Origin of the sequence: Pseudomonas sp. p21 (assembly GCF_001642705.1) — a bacterium.
Lineage (GTDB): Bacteria > Pseudomonadota > Gammaproteobacteria > Pseudomonadales > Pseudomonadaceae > Aquipseudomonas.
In genome coordinates this window covers 536,885-552,735 of sequence record NZ_LWBV01000001.1, presented here as the reverse complement: position 1 = coordinate 552,735, position 15,851 = coordinate 536,885, and the positions used below count along the sequence as shown (strand labels likewise).

15 protein-coding genes are annotated in these 15,851 nt (G+C 63.6%); 7 read left to right on the top strand and 8 right to left on the bottom strand.

The features are described 5' to 3' along the window. Positions 1-67: 67 nt before the first annotated feature. The gene (gene lptG, locus A4C63_RS02645; RefSeq protein WP_063911381.1) at positions 68-1,129 is read right to left on the bottom strand and encodes an LPS export ABC transporter permease LptG; all 1,062 of its coding nucleotides are present in this window, start codon (positions 1,127-1,129) and stop codon (positions 68-70) included. Beyond that, positions 1,122-2,237: an LPS export ABC transporter permease LptF gene (gene lptF, locus A4C63_RS02640; RefSeq protein WP_063911380.1), complete on the bottom strand. Its 1,116-nt coding sequence runs from the start codon at positions 2,235-2,237 to the stop codon at positions 1,122-1,124. The genes lptG and lptF overlap by 8 nt, the downstream gene beginning before the upstream one ends. A gap of 301 nt (positions 2,238-2,538) precedes the next feature. Here lptF and A4C63_RS02630 point away from each other — a divergent pair, with 301 nt between their 5' ends. The 5 genes from A4C63_RS02630 (at position 2,539) to rlmF (ending at position 9,067) form a co-directional block, all read left to right on the top strand. Then, positions 2,539-4,032 (top strand): leucyl aminopeptidase, encoded by a 1,494-nt coding sequence (locus A4C63_RS02630; RefSeq protein WP_063911379.1) that lies wholly within the window; start codon positions 2,539-2,541, stop codon positions 4,030-4,032. A gap of 49 nt (positions 4,033-4,081) precedes the next feature. Further along, the gene (locus A4C63_RS02625; RefSeq protein WP_063911751.1) at positions 4,082-4,513 is read left to right on the top strand and encodes a DNA polymerase III subunit chi; all 432 of its coding nucleotides are present in this window, start codon (positions 4,082-4,084) and stop codon (positions 4,511-4,513) included. Between the two features lie 5 nt (positions 4,514-4,518). Then, positions 4,519-4,878: a hypothetical protein gene (locus tag A4C63_RS02620; RefSeq protein WP_063911378.1), complete on the top strand. Its 360-nt coding sequence runs from the start codon at positions 4,519-4,521 to the stop codon at positions 4,876-4,878. A gap of 210 nt (positions 4,879-5,088) precedes the next feature. Beyond that, complete coding sequence (locus A4C63_RS02615; protein WP_063911377.1) at positions 5,089-7,935, top strand: valine--tRNA ligase; 2,847 nt, start codon at positions 5,089-5,091, stop codon at positions 7,933-7,935. A 178-nt stretch (positions 7,936-8,113) separates the two neighbouring features. Then, positions 8,114-9,067: a 23S rRNA (adenine(1618)-N(6))-methyltransferase RlmF gene (rlmF, locus tag A4C63_RS02610; RefSeq protein WP_063911376.1), complete on the top strand. Its 954-nt coding sequence runs from the start codon at positions 8,114-8,116 to the stop codon at positions 9,065-9,067. A gap of 50 nt (positions 9,068-9,117) precedes the next feature. Here rlmF and A4C63_RS02605 read toward each other — a convergent pair whose 3' ends face one another. Next, positions 9,118-9,399, bottom strand: a complete 282-nt coding sequence (locus A4C63_RS02605; RefSeq protein WP_003257928.1) for an HU family DNA-binding protein — start codon at positions 9,397-9,399, stop codon at positions 9,118-9,120. Positions 9,400-9,769: 370 nt separating this feature from the next. Here A4C63_RS02605 and yejK point away from each other — a divergent pair, with 370 nt between their 5' ends. Further along, positions 9,770-10,777: a nucleoid-associated protein YejK gene (yejK, locus tag A4C63_RS02600; RefSeq protein WP_063911749.1), complete on the top strand. Its 1,008-nt coding sequence runs from the start codon at positions 9,770-9,772 to the stop codon at positions 10,775-10,777. 5 nt (positions 10,778-10,782) lie between these two features. Here the strand turns inward: yejK and A4C63_RS02595 are convergent, their stop codons facing one another. Then, the gene (locus A4C63_RS02595) at positions 10,783-11,097 is read right to left on the bottom strand and encodes a GIY-YIG nuclease family protein (RefSeq protein ID WP_172827480.1); all 315 of its coding nucleotides are present in this window, start codon (positions 11,095-11,097) and stop codon (positions 10,783-10,785) included. Positions 11,098-11,158: 61 nt separating this feature from the next. Between A4C63_RS02595 and A4C63_RS02590 the strand changes: the two genes are divergently transcribed. Continuing rightward, positions 11,159-12,007 (top strand): hypothetical protein, encoded by an 849-nt coding sequence (locus A4C63_RS02590; protein WP_156510840.1) that lies wholly within the window; start codon positions 11,159-11,161, stop codon positions 12,005-12,007. On the opposite strand, the gene A4C63_RS02585 is transcribed toward A4C63_RS02590, so the two are convergent. The 4 genes from A4C63_RS02585 to hisC all read right to left on the bottom strand — a co-directional run bounded on the left by A4C63_RS02585 (position 11,986) and on the right by hisC (position 15,850). Then, positions 11,986-12,471: a nuclear transport factor 2 family protein gene (locus A4C63_RS02585; RefSeq protein WP_063911374.1), complete on the bottom strand. Its 486-nt coding sequence runs from the start codon at positions 12,469-12,471 to the stop codon at positions 11,986-11,988. The genes A4C63_RS02590 and A4C63_RS02585 overlap by 22 nt on opposite strands. A gap of 179 nt (positions 12,472-12,650) precedes the next feature. After that, positions 12,651-13,931, bottom strand: coding sequence for an MFS transporter (locus A4C63_RS02580; RefSeq protein ID WP_063911373.1), 1,281 nt, complete (start codon positions 13,929-13,931; stop codon positions 12,651-12,653). Between the two features lie 13 nt (positions 13,932-13,944). Then, on the bottom strand, positions 13,945-14,595 hold the full coding sequence (locus A4C63_RS02575; protein WP_063911372.1) for a FadR/GntR family transcriptional regulator: 651 nt from the start codon (positions 14,593-14,595) through the stop codon (positions 13,945-13,947). Positions 14,596-14,803: 208 nt separating this feature from the next. Further along, positions 14,804-15,850, bottom strand: a complete 1,047-nt coding sequence (gene hisC, locus A4C63_RS02570) for a histidinol-phosphate transaminase (protein WP_063911371.1) — start codon at positions 15,848-15,850, stop codon at positions 14,804-14,806. Position 15,851 lies beyond the last annotated feature (1 nt).

Genomic DNA, 15,851 nt, shown 5'->3' with positions numbered 1-15,851 from the left:
GAGCAGGCAACACAAATGCCAGCAAAAAGCCGACCCTGAGGTCGGCTTTTTTGTGCAGCTCAGGCCATCAACCCGCCCGGCGCAACAACCACACACCCGCCAAGGCACAGATGCCTGCCGGGATCACCACTGCCAGCAGCGGCGGGAAACCGAACACCTGGCTCGAAGGCCCCAGCAGGTCCTGGGCGATGCGGAACACGAAGCCCACCAGCACACCGGTGAACACGCGCTGGCCAAGGGTCACCGAACGCAGCGGGCCGAAGATGAAGGAAATCGCCATCAGCACCAGCGCCGCAGTCACCATCGGCTGCAACACCTTGGTCCAGAACGCCAGCCAGTAACGTGCATTGTTCAGACCCTGGTCGGACAGGTAGTGGATGTAGTCCCACAGCCCGGTGATGGACAGCGACTCCGGCGCCAGGATCACGGTATTGAGCAGTTGCGGCGTGAGCGAAACGTCCCAGCGCTCCTGCGGCGTGTTCACCACTTCCGTGTGGTCGCCACGGAAGTAGGTGGTGCGCACATCGGCGAGCAGCCAGTGGTCATCCTGGTACTGCGCCCGGCGTGCAAAGCTCGAGGTGACGATCTTGCGCTCGTTGTCGAAGCGGTAGCGGGTCACACCCAGCAGCAGGCCGTTGGGCTGCACGGCGTTGATGTGCACGAACTCCTCGCCCTGGCGGTGCCACATGCCGCGCTTGGAGCTTTGCGCATCACCACCACCCTGGGCCAGGGAACGGTCGGCCTGGGCCTTGTTCTCGGTCACCGGCGCCACATACTCGCCGATCAGCAGGCCGACCAGCATCAGCACCAGCATCGGCTTCATCACCGCCCAGACGATACGGCCGATGGAAACCCCGGCAGCGCGCATGATGGTCAGTTCGCTGCTGCTGGCCAGGCTGCCCAGGCCAATCAGGCAGCCGATCAAGGCGGCCATCGGCAGCATTTCGTACAGGCGCCGTGGTGCGGTCAGCAGAACGAAGTTGCCCGCCTCCATCACCGTGTAGGTATCACTCAGGTCGCTCATCTCGTCGATGAAGGCAAACAGCGAAGCCAGGCCAAGGATGATCCCCAGCACGGCGAGGATGGCCAGCAGCACACTCTGGCCGATGTAACGGTCGAGCTTACCCATGGGCCACCTCCGCACGACGGGCGGCGCGCTTGAGGCGCAGCGGCTCCCAGTACATCAGGCCCAGGCCGATCAGCAGGAACAGGCCGTGGACCCACCACATGCCCAGGGCGATCGGCAGTTTGCCCTTCTCGAGGGCGCCGCGTACGGAAATCAGCATTGTCAGGTAGGCCATGTACAGAAGAATTGCCGGCAGCAGCTTGAGGAAGCGGCCCTGCCGCGGGTTGACCCGGGACAGCGGCACCGCCAGCAAGGTGACGACGAACACCAGAATCGGCAGCGACAGCCGCCATTGCAGCTCGGCGCGCTCACGCAGGCCCTTCTTGCCGATCAGCTCGGAGGTGGGGACGGCCTCGCGCTCGGTCACTTCCTCGCTGACTTCCGGCTTGGGTAGCAGCACGCCGTAGGTGTCGTACTTGATGGCGCGGTAGTCGGCCTGGCCCGGGTTGCCGTCATAACGGTAGCCGTTTTCCAGCACCAGGTAGCGGTTGCCGTCGGCCTGTATTTCCTGGTGGCCTTTTTCGGCAACCAGCACCGACGGGGCGCGGTCCTTGGTCTTGTCCTGGTTGAAGCGCTTCTCGGAGATGAACACGCCGGCCAGGTTGATGCGATCGTCCGAAAGCTCTTCGGTGTAAGTCACTCGTGAACCGTCGCGCAGGGTCTGGAAGCGGCCCGGCACCAGGGTGTCGAACTCGGTCAGGGCATCTTGCTGGCTGATGATCTGCTGCACCTGGGCAACGCCCAGCGGCGCCAGGCTCAGGCTCAGCCAGGCCACCAGCAGGGCGACCAGGGCAGCCGGCACCATGGTCAGGCCCAGCAGGCGCTGCTGGCTCATGCCGGTGGCCGACAGCACGGTCATCTCGCTTTCCAGGTACAGGCGCCCGTACGCCAGGAGAATGCCGAGGAACAGCCCCAAGGGCAGGATCAACTGCAGGAAGCCCGGCAGGCGGAAGCCCATGATCAGGAACAGCACGCTCGGGTCGAGCACGCCCTGGGCAGCCTGGGCCAGGTACTTGATGAAGCGCCCACTCATGATGATCACCAGCAGCACGGCGCTGACGGCGCTCAAGGTCACCAGGACCTCGCGGGACAAATAACGAAAGACGATCAAACCAGACACTCCTGGGTTGTCAGGGCGGACTGCCAATCTATGGCGCCAGACAATGACTTAGTACAGCCAAGACCTATGCCGGTTCGCCAAAGGCGAACCTCCATGTAAAGTGCGCGCATTATCCTGTGATTGACCGCCCCTGTCACTTCGCCGCGCATGAAGGCGCATAACGGGGTTGTCAGCACGCTTGCCGCAGGCTCAAACTGGCAGCTTTTCCGCTGGCGCGCGACGACGCGGCCTGGCCCGTCCAGAGCGCTGGAATACACAGCGCCGACTGTATCGATCATTCGGGGATCCTGACATGGAACTGGTTGTAAAAAGCGTAGCTGCTGCATCCGTAAAAACCGCCACCCTGGTCATCCCGGTAGGTGAAAACCGCAAGCTCGGCGCCGTGGCCAAGGCCGTCGACCAGGCCAGCGAAGGCGCCATCAGCGCCGTGCTCAAGCGTGGCGACCTGGCCGGCAAGCCGGGCCAGACCCTGCTGCTGCAGAGCCTCCCGGGCCTGAAGGCCGAGCGCGTGCTGCTGGTGGGCAGCGGCAAGGACGAAGCCTTGGGCGACCGCGCCTGGCGCAAACTGGTCGCCAGCGTCGCCGGCGTGCTCAAGGGCCTGAACGGCACTGACGCCGTGCTTGCACTGGACGACATCGCGGTCAGCAACCGCGACGCCCACTACGGCAAGTACCGCCTGCTGGCCGAAACCCTGCTCGACGGCGAGTACGTGTTCGACCGTTTCAAGAGCCAGAAGGCCGAGCCACGCACCCTGAAGAAGGTCACCCTGCTGGCCGACAAGGCCGGTCAGGCCGAGGTCGAACGTGCCGTCAAGCACGCCAGCGCCATCGCCACCGGCATGGCCTTCACCCGCGACCTGGGCAACCTGCCGCCCAACCTGTGCCACCCAAGCTTCCTGGCCGAACAGGCCAAGGACCTGGGCAAGGCGCACAAGGCGCTGAAAGTCGAAGTACTGGACGAGAAAAAGATCAAGGACCTGGGCATGGGCGCGTTCTACGCCGTCGGCCAGGGCAGCGACCAGCCGCCACGCCTGATCGTACTCAACTACCAGGGCGGCAAGAAGGCAGACAAGCCGTTCGTGCTGGTGGGCAAGGGCATTACCTTCGACACCGGCGGCATCAGCCTCAAGCCTGGTGCCGGCATGGACGAGATGAAGTACGACATGTGCGGTGCCGCCAGCGTGCTCGGCACCCTGCGTGCGGTGCTCGAACTGCAGCTGCCGGTCAACCTGGTGTGCCTGCTGGCCTGCGCCGAGAACATGCCAAGCGGCGGCGCCACCCGCCCGGGTGACATCGTCACCACCATGAGCGGGCAGACCGTGGAAATCCTCAACACCGACGCCGAAGGCCGCCTGGTGCTGTGCGACACCCTGACCTACGCCGAGCGCTTCAAGCCACAGGCAGTGATCGACATTGCCACCCTGACCGGCGCCTGCATTGTCGCCCTGGGCAGCCACACCACAGGCCTGATGGGCAACAACGACGACCTGGTCGGCCAGTTGCTCGACGCCGGCAAGCGCGCCGACGACCGTGCCTGGCAGCTGCCGCTGTTCGATGAATACCAGGAGCAGCTGGACAGCCCGTTCGCCGACATGGGCAACATTGGCGGGCCAAAGGCCGGCACCATCACCGCCGGCTGCTTCCTGTCGCGCTTTGCCAAGGCCTACGACTGGGCACACATGGACATCGCCGGCACCGCCTGGGTCAGCGGCGGCAAGGACAAGGGCGCCACTGGCCGCCCTGTGCCCCTGCTGACCCAGTACCTGCTGGACCGCGCTGGCGCCTGATGCCGTGACGCCGGTGGTGCCCCACGCGCCACCGGCCGGCGATACCACCATGAGCAAAGTCGATTTCTACATCCTGCCCACCGACTCGCTGTCGGCGCGGCTCGATTTCGCCTGCAAGCTGTGCGAAAAGGCCTGGCGCCTTGGCCACCGGGTCTACCTGCATTGCCAGGACGCCGAGCAGCGCAGCGAGCTGGACCAACGCCTGTGGCGCTTCAAGGGCGAGGCCTTCGTGCCCCACGACCTCGCGGAAGTACATGCCGATGCCGACGTGGCATTGGGCCTGGCCGCCGACAGTGCAGGCGATCACCACGACCTGTTGATCAACCTGGGCGCCGGCGTACCGGGCTTTGTCGGCCAGTTCGAACGAGTGGCCGAAATCGTGGTTGAGGAGCCTGGCATCCGCCAATCGGCCCGTGAACGATTCCGTTTCTACCGTGAACAGGGCTATGCTCTGCAAGACCACCGCTTACAGCGACTTTGACGACGATGGACAAGCCCTCCCCCCTGCCCGACTCCGCCCATCTGCTCGATGACCTCGAGTCGATACGCCAGCTGCTTGGCGACGCCGACCTGCAACCACCGCTGCTGACCGAGACGGTGGAGCAGATCCCGTTGCTGCTGGAAGAGGCGCCCGGCAACCCCGCGCCTGTGGCCGAACCGGTCGAGCCCGAAGACGACCCGCAGACCCGCCGCCAGGACACCCTGCTGCACCTGGAAAGCGAGCTGCGTGCCGCGGCGCAGATGATCATGCAGGACGTGATCAACGACTTCACCCCGCACATCGAGAACGAGATCAAGCGCCGGCTGGATGCGCGGATCGAGCGGTTGATCAAGCGTTCCGAGTAAAACCGAGATTCGGCGGTACCTTCTTCGCGGGTAAACCCGCTCCCACAGGACCGGCGCAAGCTTTGAGACTTGCGCCGGTCCTGTGGGAGCGGGTTTACCCGCGAATAGGCCATCCCTGCCGTGCCAGATAGCAGCAGCTTGTCGCCTGCGGCCCCCAGCTTGGTTATACTTCCCGGCTTTCCCGAATAAATGCACAGGGTCCCGCCGCGCATGGATAAGACCTACCAGCCGCACGCCATCGAAACTTCCTGGTACAACACCTGGGAGTCCGAGAACTATTTCGCCCCACAAGGTGCAGGCGAGTCCTACACCATCATGATCCCGCCGCCGAACGTGACCGGCAGCCTGCACATGGGCCACGGGTTCAACAACGCGATCATGGACGCCCTGATCCGTTTCCGCCGCATGCAAGGCCGCGACACCCTGTGGCAGCCAGGCACCGACCACGCCGGTATCGCCACCCAGATGCTGGTCGAGCGCCAACTCGAGGCCAAGGGCCAGAACCGGCATGACCTGGGCCGCGAAAAGTTCCTGGAAAAGGTCTGGGAATGGAAGGACCAGTCCGGCGGCAACATCAGCCGTCAGATCCGCCGCCTGGGCTCGTCGGTCGACTGGAGCCGCGAGCGCTTCACCATGGACGACGGCCTGTCCGAAGCGGTCAAGGAAGCCTTCGTGCGCCTGCACGAAGACGGCCTGATCTACCGCGGCAAGCGCCTGGTCAACTGGGACACCAAGCTGCACACGGCCATCTCCGACCTCGAAGTGGAAAACCACGACGAGAAGGGCCACCTGTGGAACCTGCGCTACCCGCTGGCCGACGGCGCCAAGACCGCCGAAGGCAAGGACTACCTGGTCGTCGCCACCACCCGTCCGGAAACCCTGCTGGGTGACGCCGCCGTGGCGGTCAACCCGAACGACGAGCGCTATCAGGCACTGATCGGCAAATTCGTCGAACTGCCGCTGGTCGGCCGCCGCATCCCGATCATCGCCGACGACTACTGCGACCCCGAGTTCGGTACCGGCTGCGTGAAGATCACCCCGGCCCACGACTTCAACGACTACGAAGTCGGCAAGCGCCACAACCTGCCGCTGCTGAACATCTTCGACAAGAACGCCTTCGTGCTGGCCAGCGCACAGGCCTTCAACCTCGACGGCAGCGTCAACGAGCAGGTCGACACCCGCCTGCCGGCCCAGTACGCCAACCTCGACCGCTTCGTCGCGCGCAAGCAGATCGTCGCCGACCTGGATGCCCAGGGCCTGCTGGTGAGCATCGACGACCACGCCCTGAAAGTGCCGAAAGGCGACCGTTCGGGCACCGTCATCGAGCCGTGGCTGACCGACCAGTGGTACGTTTCCACCAAGCCGCTGGCAGAACCTGCCATCGCCGCCGTGGAAGATGGCCGCATCCAGTTCGTGCCCAAACAGTACGAGAACATGTACTTCTCCTGGATGCGTGACATCCAGGACTGGTGCATCAGCCGCCAGCTGTGGTGGGGCCACCGCATCCCGGCGTGGTACGACGAGGCCGGCCAGGTCTATGTCGGCCGCAACGAGGATGAAGTGCGCGCCAAGCACAACCTGGGCGCCGATGTGGCCCTGCGCCAGGACGATGACGTACTCGATACCTGGTTCAGTTCGGGCCTGTGGACCTTCTCCACCCTGGGCTGGCCGGAGCAGACCGAGTTCCTCAAGAAGTTCCACTCCACCGACGTGCTGGTGACCGGCTTCGACATCATCTTCTTCTGGGTTGCGCGCATGATCATGCTGACCATGCACCTGATCAAGAACGAGGACGGCACCCCGCAGGTACCGTTCAAGACCGTGTACGTACACGGCCTGGTACGTGACGGCCAGGGCCAGAAGATGTCCAAGTCCAAGGGCAACGTGCTGGACCCGCTGGACATCGTCGACGGCATCACCCTCGACGCCCTGCTGGAAAAACGCACCAGCGGCATGATGCAGCCCAAGCTGGCCGAGAAGATCGCCAAGCAGACCAAGGCCGAGTTCCCCGAAGGCATCGCCAGCTACGGCACCGACGCCCTGCGCTTCACCTTCTGCTCGCTGGCTTCCACCGGCCGCGACATCAAGTTCGACATGGGCCGCGTCGAAGGCTACCGCAACTTCTGCAACAAGATCTGGAACGCCGCCCGCTACGTGCTGGACAAGGGCGAGGACTGCGGCCAGAACGGCGAAGCCGTCGAGCTGTCACTGGCCGACCGCTGGATCATCTCGCAGCTGCAGCGTACCGAAGCCGAAGTGACCCGCCAGCTGGAACAGTTCCGCTTCGACCTGGCCAGCCAGGCGCTGTACGAGTTCATCTGGAACCAGTACTGCGACTGGTACCTGGAGCTGTCCAAGCCGGTGCTGTGGGACGAGAACGCCCCGGTCGAGCGCGCCCGTGGCACCCGCCGCACCCTGGTGCGCGTACTGGAAGTGGCCCTGCGCCTGGCGCACCCGTTCATGCCGTTCATCACCGAAGAAATCTGGCAGCGCATCGCGCCGCTGGCCGGCATCCAAGGCAAGACCATCATGCTGCAGCCGTGGCCGGTGGCCAATGAAGCACGCATCGACGCTGCTGCCGAAGGTGACATCGAGTGGCTCAAGGAACTGATGGTCGGCCTGCGCAACATCCGCGCCGAGATGAACATCGGTCCGGGCAAGCCGCTGCCGCTGTTCCTGAAAAACGCCAATGCCGACGACCAGCGTCGCCTGCAGGAAAACGAAGCCCTGCTGAAGAAGCTGGCCAAGGTCGAATCGTTCACCATACTGGGCGATGCCGACGAAGCGCCGCTGTCGGCCACTGCCCTGGTTGGCGACCTGCAAGTGCTGGTGCCAATGGCCGGCCTGATCGACAAGGATGCCGAGCTGGCGCGCCTGAACAAGGAAATCCAGCGCCTGCAGGGTGAAGTGGCACGCGTGGGTGGCAAGCTGTCCAACGCCGCCTTCGTCGACAAGGCACCGCCTGCGGTGATCGAGAAGGAACGCGCCAAGCTGGCCGAGTCCGAACAGGCCCTGGCCAACTTCACCGAGCAGCATGCGCGGATTGCAGCGCTGTAATCACTAGAGAGACCGTTGGGGCCGCTGTGCGGCCCTTTCGCGACACAAGGCCGCTCCCACAGGACGGCGCCAACCTTCAAGGCGCTACCATCCTGTGGGAGCGGCCTTGTGTCGCGAAAGGGCTGCGCAGCAGCCCCAGGCTCTTCAAGCCACCGCTCGTATAGGGCTGGACACTGCCATGACCCCGAACAAACCCACCCTGCACCCGCGCAACCGCCACCAGGGTCGCTACGACTTCCCCAGCCTGATCAAGGCCCACCCTGACCTGGCGCGCTTCACCATCACCAACCCCCACGGCAAACCCAGCATCGACTTCGCCAACCCCGAGGCCGTGCGGGTGTTCAACCGAGCCTTGCTCAAGGCCCAGTACGGCATCCAGCACTGGGACATCCCCGCCGATTACCTGTGCCCGCCAATTCCCGGCCGCGCCGACTACATCCACGTGGCCGCCGACCTGCTGGCCGACGACAATGCCGGCGAGATCCCCAAGGGCGCCCAGGTGCGCGCGCTGGACATTGGGGTGGGCGCCAACTGCATCTACCCGCTGTTGGGCCACAGCGACTACCGCTGGCGCTTCCTGGGTTCGGACATCGACCCCGTGGCCCTGGCTTCGGCCAAAGCCATCGTCCAGGCCAACGGCCTGGGCAAGGCCATCACCCTGCGCCAGCAGGCCAACCGTGCCCACATCCTCAGCGGCCTGCTGCAGGAGGACGAACGCTTCGACCTGACCCTGTGCAACCCGCCCTTCCATGCTTCACGCGACGAAGCCACCCGTGGCAGCCAGCGCAAGTGGAAGAACCTTGGCAAGCAGGACCCCAAGCGCAAGCTGCCGGTGCTCAACTTCGGCGGCCAGAACAATGAACTATGGTGCGAAGGTGGCGAGATCCGCTTTGTCACCCAACTGGTTGGCGAAAGCGTGCAGTACGCCGAGCGGGTACTGTGGTTCACCAGCCTGGTGTCCAAGGCCAGCAACCTGCCAGGGATCGAGGCCGCGCTCAAGAAAGCGGGCGCCAAGGCCGTGCGCATCAGTGAAATGGGCCAGGGGCAGAAACAAAGCCGCATGGTCGCCTGGAGCTTCCACGACAACACCGCGCGCCAGGCCTGGCACGCCCGGCGTAAATCCCAGGCATGAAAAAACCGCGCCCGGGCAAGCCGGGCGCGGTTTCGTCAATGCTTCAACAATTACTTGTTGATGGCGTCGGTCAGCACTTTGGCTGGAACGAACTTGACGACTTTCTTGGCAGCGATTTCGATGGCAGCGCCAGTCGAAGGGTTGCGGCCGGTACGGGCAGGACGCTCAGCGACTTTCAGCTTGCCGATGCCTGGCAGAGTGATTTCAGCGCCGTTTTCCAGTTGGTCGGCAACGATCTGGCCCAGTTGCTCCAGAGCGTTCTTGGCGGTGGCTTTTGGCGCGGCGATCGATTCGGCGATGTCGGCAATCAGTTGGTCTTTGGTCAATGCCATGGTGGTGTTCCTTCCCTATCAAATTCGATGGTTATGCAGCGGACTACGACGTTATCGGGCCAGCCCCTGAAAGTGGAGGGCCGCGCCAATCGCGTATGTAGATACGTAAATCGACGTTTGGTTCGACACGACGACAGCACGCTGCCAGCAATGCGCCACACAAGGGGCGCAAGACCGCGCAAAGCTACCACAGGAACGGATAAATATCCGCTGCGCACTTTGATTTAATGCAGGTTTTTCGGGGGTTTTAGCCTAAAACGCACAAATTTGAACAAAAAACGAACAACCGGCATTTCTGCCAACATCCGGCCACTGCATCACCTTGTGTCTAGGGTAAACTGGACGACTTTTGCAGCTCGCCGAGAATTCCATGCCAATCCGTCATTGCATCGTTCACCTGATCGACAAAAAGCCCGATGGCAGCCCCGCCGTGCTGCATGCCCGCGATTCCGAACTGGCCGCCTCCGACGCCATCGAGAACCTGCTGACCGACCTCAATGACAGCTACAACGCCAAGCAAGGCAAGGCCTGGGGTTTTTTCCACGGTGAGTCTGGCGCCTACCCGCTGAGTGGCTGGCTGAAACAGTACCTGGACGAAGAAAAGGACTTTACCGCCTTCAGCCGCGTGGCCGTGGAACACCTGCAGAAGCTGATGGAAGAGTCCAACCTGTCCACCGGCGGCCACATCCTGTTTGCCCACTACCAGCAAGGCATGACCGAATACCTGGCGATCGCCCTGCTGCACCACAGCGAAGGCGTGGCGGTGAACGCCGAGCTCGACGTGATGCCTTCGCGCCACCTCGACCTTGGTCAGTTGCACCTGGCAGCGCGCATCAACCTGTCGGAGTGGAAGAACAATCAGAACTCCAAACAGTACATTTCGTTCATCAAGGGCAAGAACGGCAAGAAGGTCTCGGACTACTTCCGCGACTTCATCGGCTGCCAGGAAGGCGTCGACGGCCCGGGTGAAACCCGCACCCTGCTCAAGGCCTTCAGCGACTTCGTCGAGAGCGAAGACCTGCCGGAAGAGTCCGCCCGCGAAAAAACCCAGACCCTGGTCGAGTACGCCACTACCCAGACCAAGCTGGGCGAGCCGGTAACCCTGGAAGAGCTGTCCAGCCTGATCGACGAGGACCGGCCCAAGGCGTTCTACGACCACATCCGCAACAAGGACTACGGCCTGTCGCCGGAAATCCCCGCGGACAAGCGCACTCTCAACCAGTTCCGCCGTTTCACCGGGCGTGCCGAGGGGCTGTCGATCAGCTTCGAAGCGCACCTGCTGGGGGACAAGGTCGAATATGACGAAGCGGCAGGGACCTTGATCATCAAGGGCCTTCCGACCACCTTGGTGGATCAGTTGAAGCGGCGCAAGGACTGAGGGCCCTAAGTAGCGGAAGACACAGCCTCATAGGAGGCCACCAACGCCTCCTTCGCCGACTTGCGCAGCCGCTTCACCAACCGCTCCTGGCGCAATGCTTCGCCCTTGTCCGGCCATTGCTCCACATACACCAGCGCCTGGGCCGGGCTGGTCTTGAAGTAACGTGCGCCCTGCCCTTTCTGGTGCGCCAGAAAACGCCGCTGCGGGTCATCGCTGATACCGCAATACAGCGATCCATTGGCAGCCCTTACCAAGTAGACATACCAGGGTTTTACTGCCTGATCCGGCACTTTTTCACTCACGACGCCTGCTCTTTCCATCATTAATTTGGTGAGCCCCCCCAAAAAGGGCTTCATCATGCTCACTTCAGCATCCCGCACCTTGCTTGCCGCTGCCCTCTGGGCCGGCGTATCCACCGCCCAGGCCTCCATCGGCGCCCAGACCGCCAAGCAGTTGCAGAAAAACTACGACTCCACGCCCGCGCAGTGCCAGGGCAACGCGGTACCTGCCCACGCCTGTTCGGGCGTTTTACTAAGGTCAACCAGACCTTCACCGCTTTATCACTCCTGGCATCATAGCCAGAACAGCAAGGACAAAGGCGGCGTATCGTTCTCTTACCTGCGCGCCGACATTCCCACCACGCAGCTGGCTGCCGACGGCCGTAGCGGCTTTACCCTGTACCCGCTGCTGCAACGCCCGAAAGAGAGCTTGCGCTACGAAATGCTATGCGCCTGGCCCACTGACGGTGATACCTGGGAGCGTGACAACCGCGGTTGCGGCGACAATCGGCAGACAGCCGCAACCGAAGCGGCCTGCCATGAACAGGGGGTACTCACTGCCGAGCAGTGGATAGAGCGCTTCCGGCAAAGCGGCGACTACAAGGCCCAGTGTGCATTCGATATCCGCCGGGCGCGGGTGCCTGAGCGGGCTGAAGCCTTCTACCAGAGCATACGTGCCAAACAGTTGTTTGCGCCTGAATTACCTTTCCCGTGGAACGAAGTAGTGATCGGTGCGTGGGACGAAGAGCAGTCCAGCAGGCTGCCAATCCAGTCGTTCTTCCATATCGAAGGCGCTTACGGCGCATTGCAACAAGCTCAGGCCGATCAGCAGGATTGGCACAGGACCAACGGCACATTCATACCCGTCATTCGTATTCGCCTACCGAACGACCTCGATGAACGTGCCGCCTTCAGCTATCACGAGAGTGATCAGGCAGTAGCGCTGCCTTGAGCATGCTGGTACGCCCGCAGGCCTTTGAATGCCTGCTGGCGTACCTTGTTCTGCACCAGCGGCGACCAGCCGAGCAGCACGCCAGGCACTCCCAGCGCCTGCCGCGTCCAGCACCACAAGTCGAAGTGGTCGTCGTGCTGGCAGATCAGCCCGTCACGGATCACGAAACGCGCCTGGATATCGTTGACCACGGTGCGACCGGTCTGGCTGAACAGGTAGGTGGCCACCCAGTGCGCTCCACCACTGCGCTCGTCAGCGCGGACGTTATCGAAGGTCAGGGTGAAGTCCTTGGCGCGGCTGGTCAGCATCCGCCACATGTCGCCTGCATCCTTGCCACGCAGGGTGCCGAAGACCGGGTCGCTGAAGACGATATCATCGCTGTAGCAGGCAACCATGGCCTCGGCGTCCAGGCGCTGGAAGGCCTGGTAGAAACGGGTGATCAGGTCGTGGTTGGCATCGCTCATGAGGGCTGGTCCATCCTGGGAGTCAAAGCAGCACGATAATCTGCCCCGGTTGCTTATGCCAGTACCGGCCCCTTCGCGGGTGAACCCGCTCCCACAGGGATCGCACACATCTTGAAAATTGTGCAGTAGCTGTGGGAGCGGGTTCACCCGCGAAAGGGCCGGCACTGCCAACATCAACTTCAGACTTTCTCGCTGCTCACCTGCACATGCAAAGCCCGCCCGGCCCCCAGGCCGAACACGAGGGCACCCGCCCCCAGCACGGCGAAAATCCACCCCACTGCCGCCCAGCCCCCGGTCAGGTCATGCACCAGCCCCACCGCGAACGGTCCCATCGACGCCAGCGTATACCCCACTCCCTGCGCCATGCTCGACAGGTTTGCCGCCACATGGGCATCCTTCGAGCGCAGCACGATCAAGGTCAGCGCCAGGGCAAAGGTACCGCCCTGCCCCAGGCCCAGCACCACCGCCCAGCCCCACAGCCCGGAAAGTGGCGCATACAGGCAACCGAACAGGCCAGCCAGGGTAATCAGCATGACCAGCACGATCGCCAGCCGCTGGTCCTTGCCGCGCGTGGCCAGCCAGGGCGCACTGAGCGAACTGACCAGTTGCACGATCACCGACCCCGACAGCACCAGGCCCGCTTCGGTCGGGCTCAGGCCGCGGCCGATCAGGATCGATGGCAACCAGCCGAAGACGATGTACGCCAGCGAAGACTGCAGGCCCATGTACAGGGTCACCTGCCAGGCCAGCGGATCACGCCAAAGCCCACGCACGCGATAGGCCACCTTGTGCAGACCATGGCCCTGGCGGGCTTGCGGCAGCCATACCAGCATGGCCAGCACGGCCGGCAGCCCCCAGAAACCCAGCCCCAGCGCCCAGCTGTCATAGAAATGCCGGGCCAGGGGTACCGTGGCACCCGCCGCCATGGCGGCGCCCAGGCACAACGCCATGGTATACACGCCGGTCAGGGTGCCAGCATGCTGCGGGAAGTCGCGTTTGACTATACCCGGCAACAGCACGCCAATAATGCCAATACTGGCCCCCGCCATCAGGCTGCCAAGGAACACCCCGATAGCGCCAAAGGTGCTGCGCACCAAAATGCCCAGCGCCAGGGTGACGAGGATGCCGAGGATCACCCGCTCACTGCCAAAGCGCCGCGCCAGCACCGGCGCCAAGGGGGCGAACAGGCCCAGGCACAGCACCGGCAGGGTGGTCAGCAAACCGGCCTGCGAAGCATTCAGCCCCAAACCTTCGGATACCTGGCCCAGCACCGGCGCCATGCTCGACAGCGCCGGACGCAGGTTCAAGGCCACCAGCACCAGGCCCAGCAACAACAGCCAGGGCCGCCGCACTACCACTGGCTGCTGCTGGACCTGCTCGTCGTCAGCCTCGGCGTCGATCAGCAACTCATCGAGGTCCCGCTCGTTCGGTGGGGTGTTACGGGTGATGGATTCAGCCATGGCCTTCTCGGGGTCAGGATTCGATAAGGGTACGGCTCAGGCGCTTGGCCCGCTCCGCATCGCGTTGCTCGATGGCGGCGAGGATCTGCCCATGCAAGTCGAACGTGGCCTGGCAGCGCGGCACAGTCGCCATGTTGTGCTGCAGCGCGGCAGCCACCACCCCGGAAAAGTACCGGTACAGTTCACTCAAGGCCGGGTTATGGGCGGCATCGACCAGCCGCTGGTGAAACACCAGGTCGCAGGCCACATAAGCATCGATATCACCGTGAAAATGCCCGGCACTGTTGGCCAGGGCATCACGCAGCGCTTGCAGGTCGGCGTCGGTACGGCGCAGTGCGGCCAGGCCGATGGCCTCGGCTTCGAGGATGTGCCGGGTTTCACGGGCCTGCTCGTGCGTGCAACGGGACATCGCCTGCACCGCCTGCAGCGGGTCCTGGGCCGTGCGCAGGTAACTGCCGTCGCCCTGGCGGATCTCCACCAGGCCACTGAACGCCAACACACGCATGGCCTCGCGCACAGTGTTGCGGCTGATGCCCAGTTGCAGGGCCAGTTCCGGCTCGGTCGGCAGGCGCTGGCCAACCTGCCAGTCGCCCAGCTCGATGCGTTCACGCATGCGCTCGACGGCCAGTTCGACCAGGGAGCGCTTGGTCAATTCGGTACTCATGCAACTCAACCAATCATCCGATGAATCTGGTCAGCATAATGTATACCGGCAATACAGCAAACACTGATGGTTTCTGCCGATAGTGGAAATCCCTGTGGGAGCGGGCATGCCCGCGAAAAATCCAACGCGATGGATGGCACCGGCGTTGCCGGTGTTCGCGGGCACCCCCGCTCCCACAAGGGCCGCGTCACGGCAGCTTGCAATACCGTCAGTTCAACGCATCAAGCAGCGCCTGGTTCATCTCTGGCGTACCGATGGTAATGCGCAGGAACTGGGCAATGCGCGGCTGCTTGAAGTGGCGCACGATCACGCCTTGCTCGCGCAGGCGCGCGGCCAGCTCACCGGCATCCTGCTGCGGGTGGCGGGCAAAGATGAAGTTGGCCGCCGATGGCAGCACTTCGAAGCCCTTGGCCCGCAGTTGCCCGACCAATACCTCGCGGCTGTCGATCACCTTGCGGCAGGTTTCCTCGAAGTACTCGCGGTCCTCGAACGCCACAGCCGCGCCGACGATCGCCGCACGGTCCAGCGGGTAGGAGTTGAAGCTGTTCTTGATACGCTCCAGCGCCTCGATCAGGTCCGGGTGCCCCACCGCCAGGCCAACCCGCAGCCCGGCCAGCGAACGCGACTTCGACAGGGTCTGGGTGACCAGCAGGTTGTCGTAGCGGTTGACCAGGCTGATGGCCGTTTCGCCACCGAAGTCGATGTAGGCCTCATCGATCACCACCACCGAATCACGGTTGGCCTGCAGCAACTGCTCCACCGCCTGCAGCGGCATCAGGCAGCCGGTCGGCGCGTTGGGGTTGGGGAAGATGATGCCGGCGTTGGGCTTGTTGTAGTCCTCGATGCGGATCTGGAACTGCTCATCCAGCGCCACCTGTTCGAAGGCGATACCGTAGAGCCCGCAATAGACTGGGTAGAAGCTGTAGCTGATGTCCGGGAACAGCAGCGGCGCGTCGTGCTGGAACAGGCCGTGGAAGATGTGCGCCAGTACCTCGTCCGAACCGTTGCCGACGAACACTTGCGCCGGGGTCACGCCGTAGTACTCGGCCACCGCCTGCTTCAGCCGGTCACCGTTCGGGTCCGGGTACAGGCGCAGGTTGTCGTTCAGCTCGCCGCGCATGGCCTCCAGCGCCTTGGGCGACGGGCCGTAGGGGTTTTCGTTGGTGTTCAGCTTGACCAGGCGGGCCAGCTTGGGCTGCTCGCCCGGCACGTAAGGCACCAGGTCCTTGACGAAGGGGCTCCAGAATCGACTCATG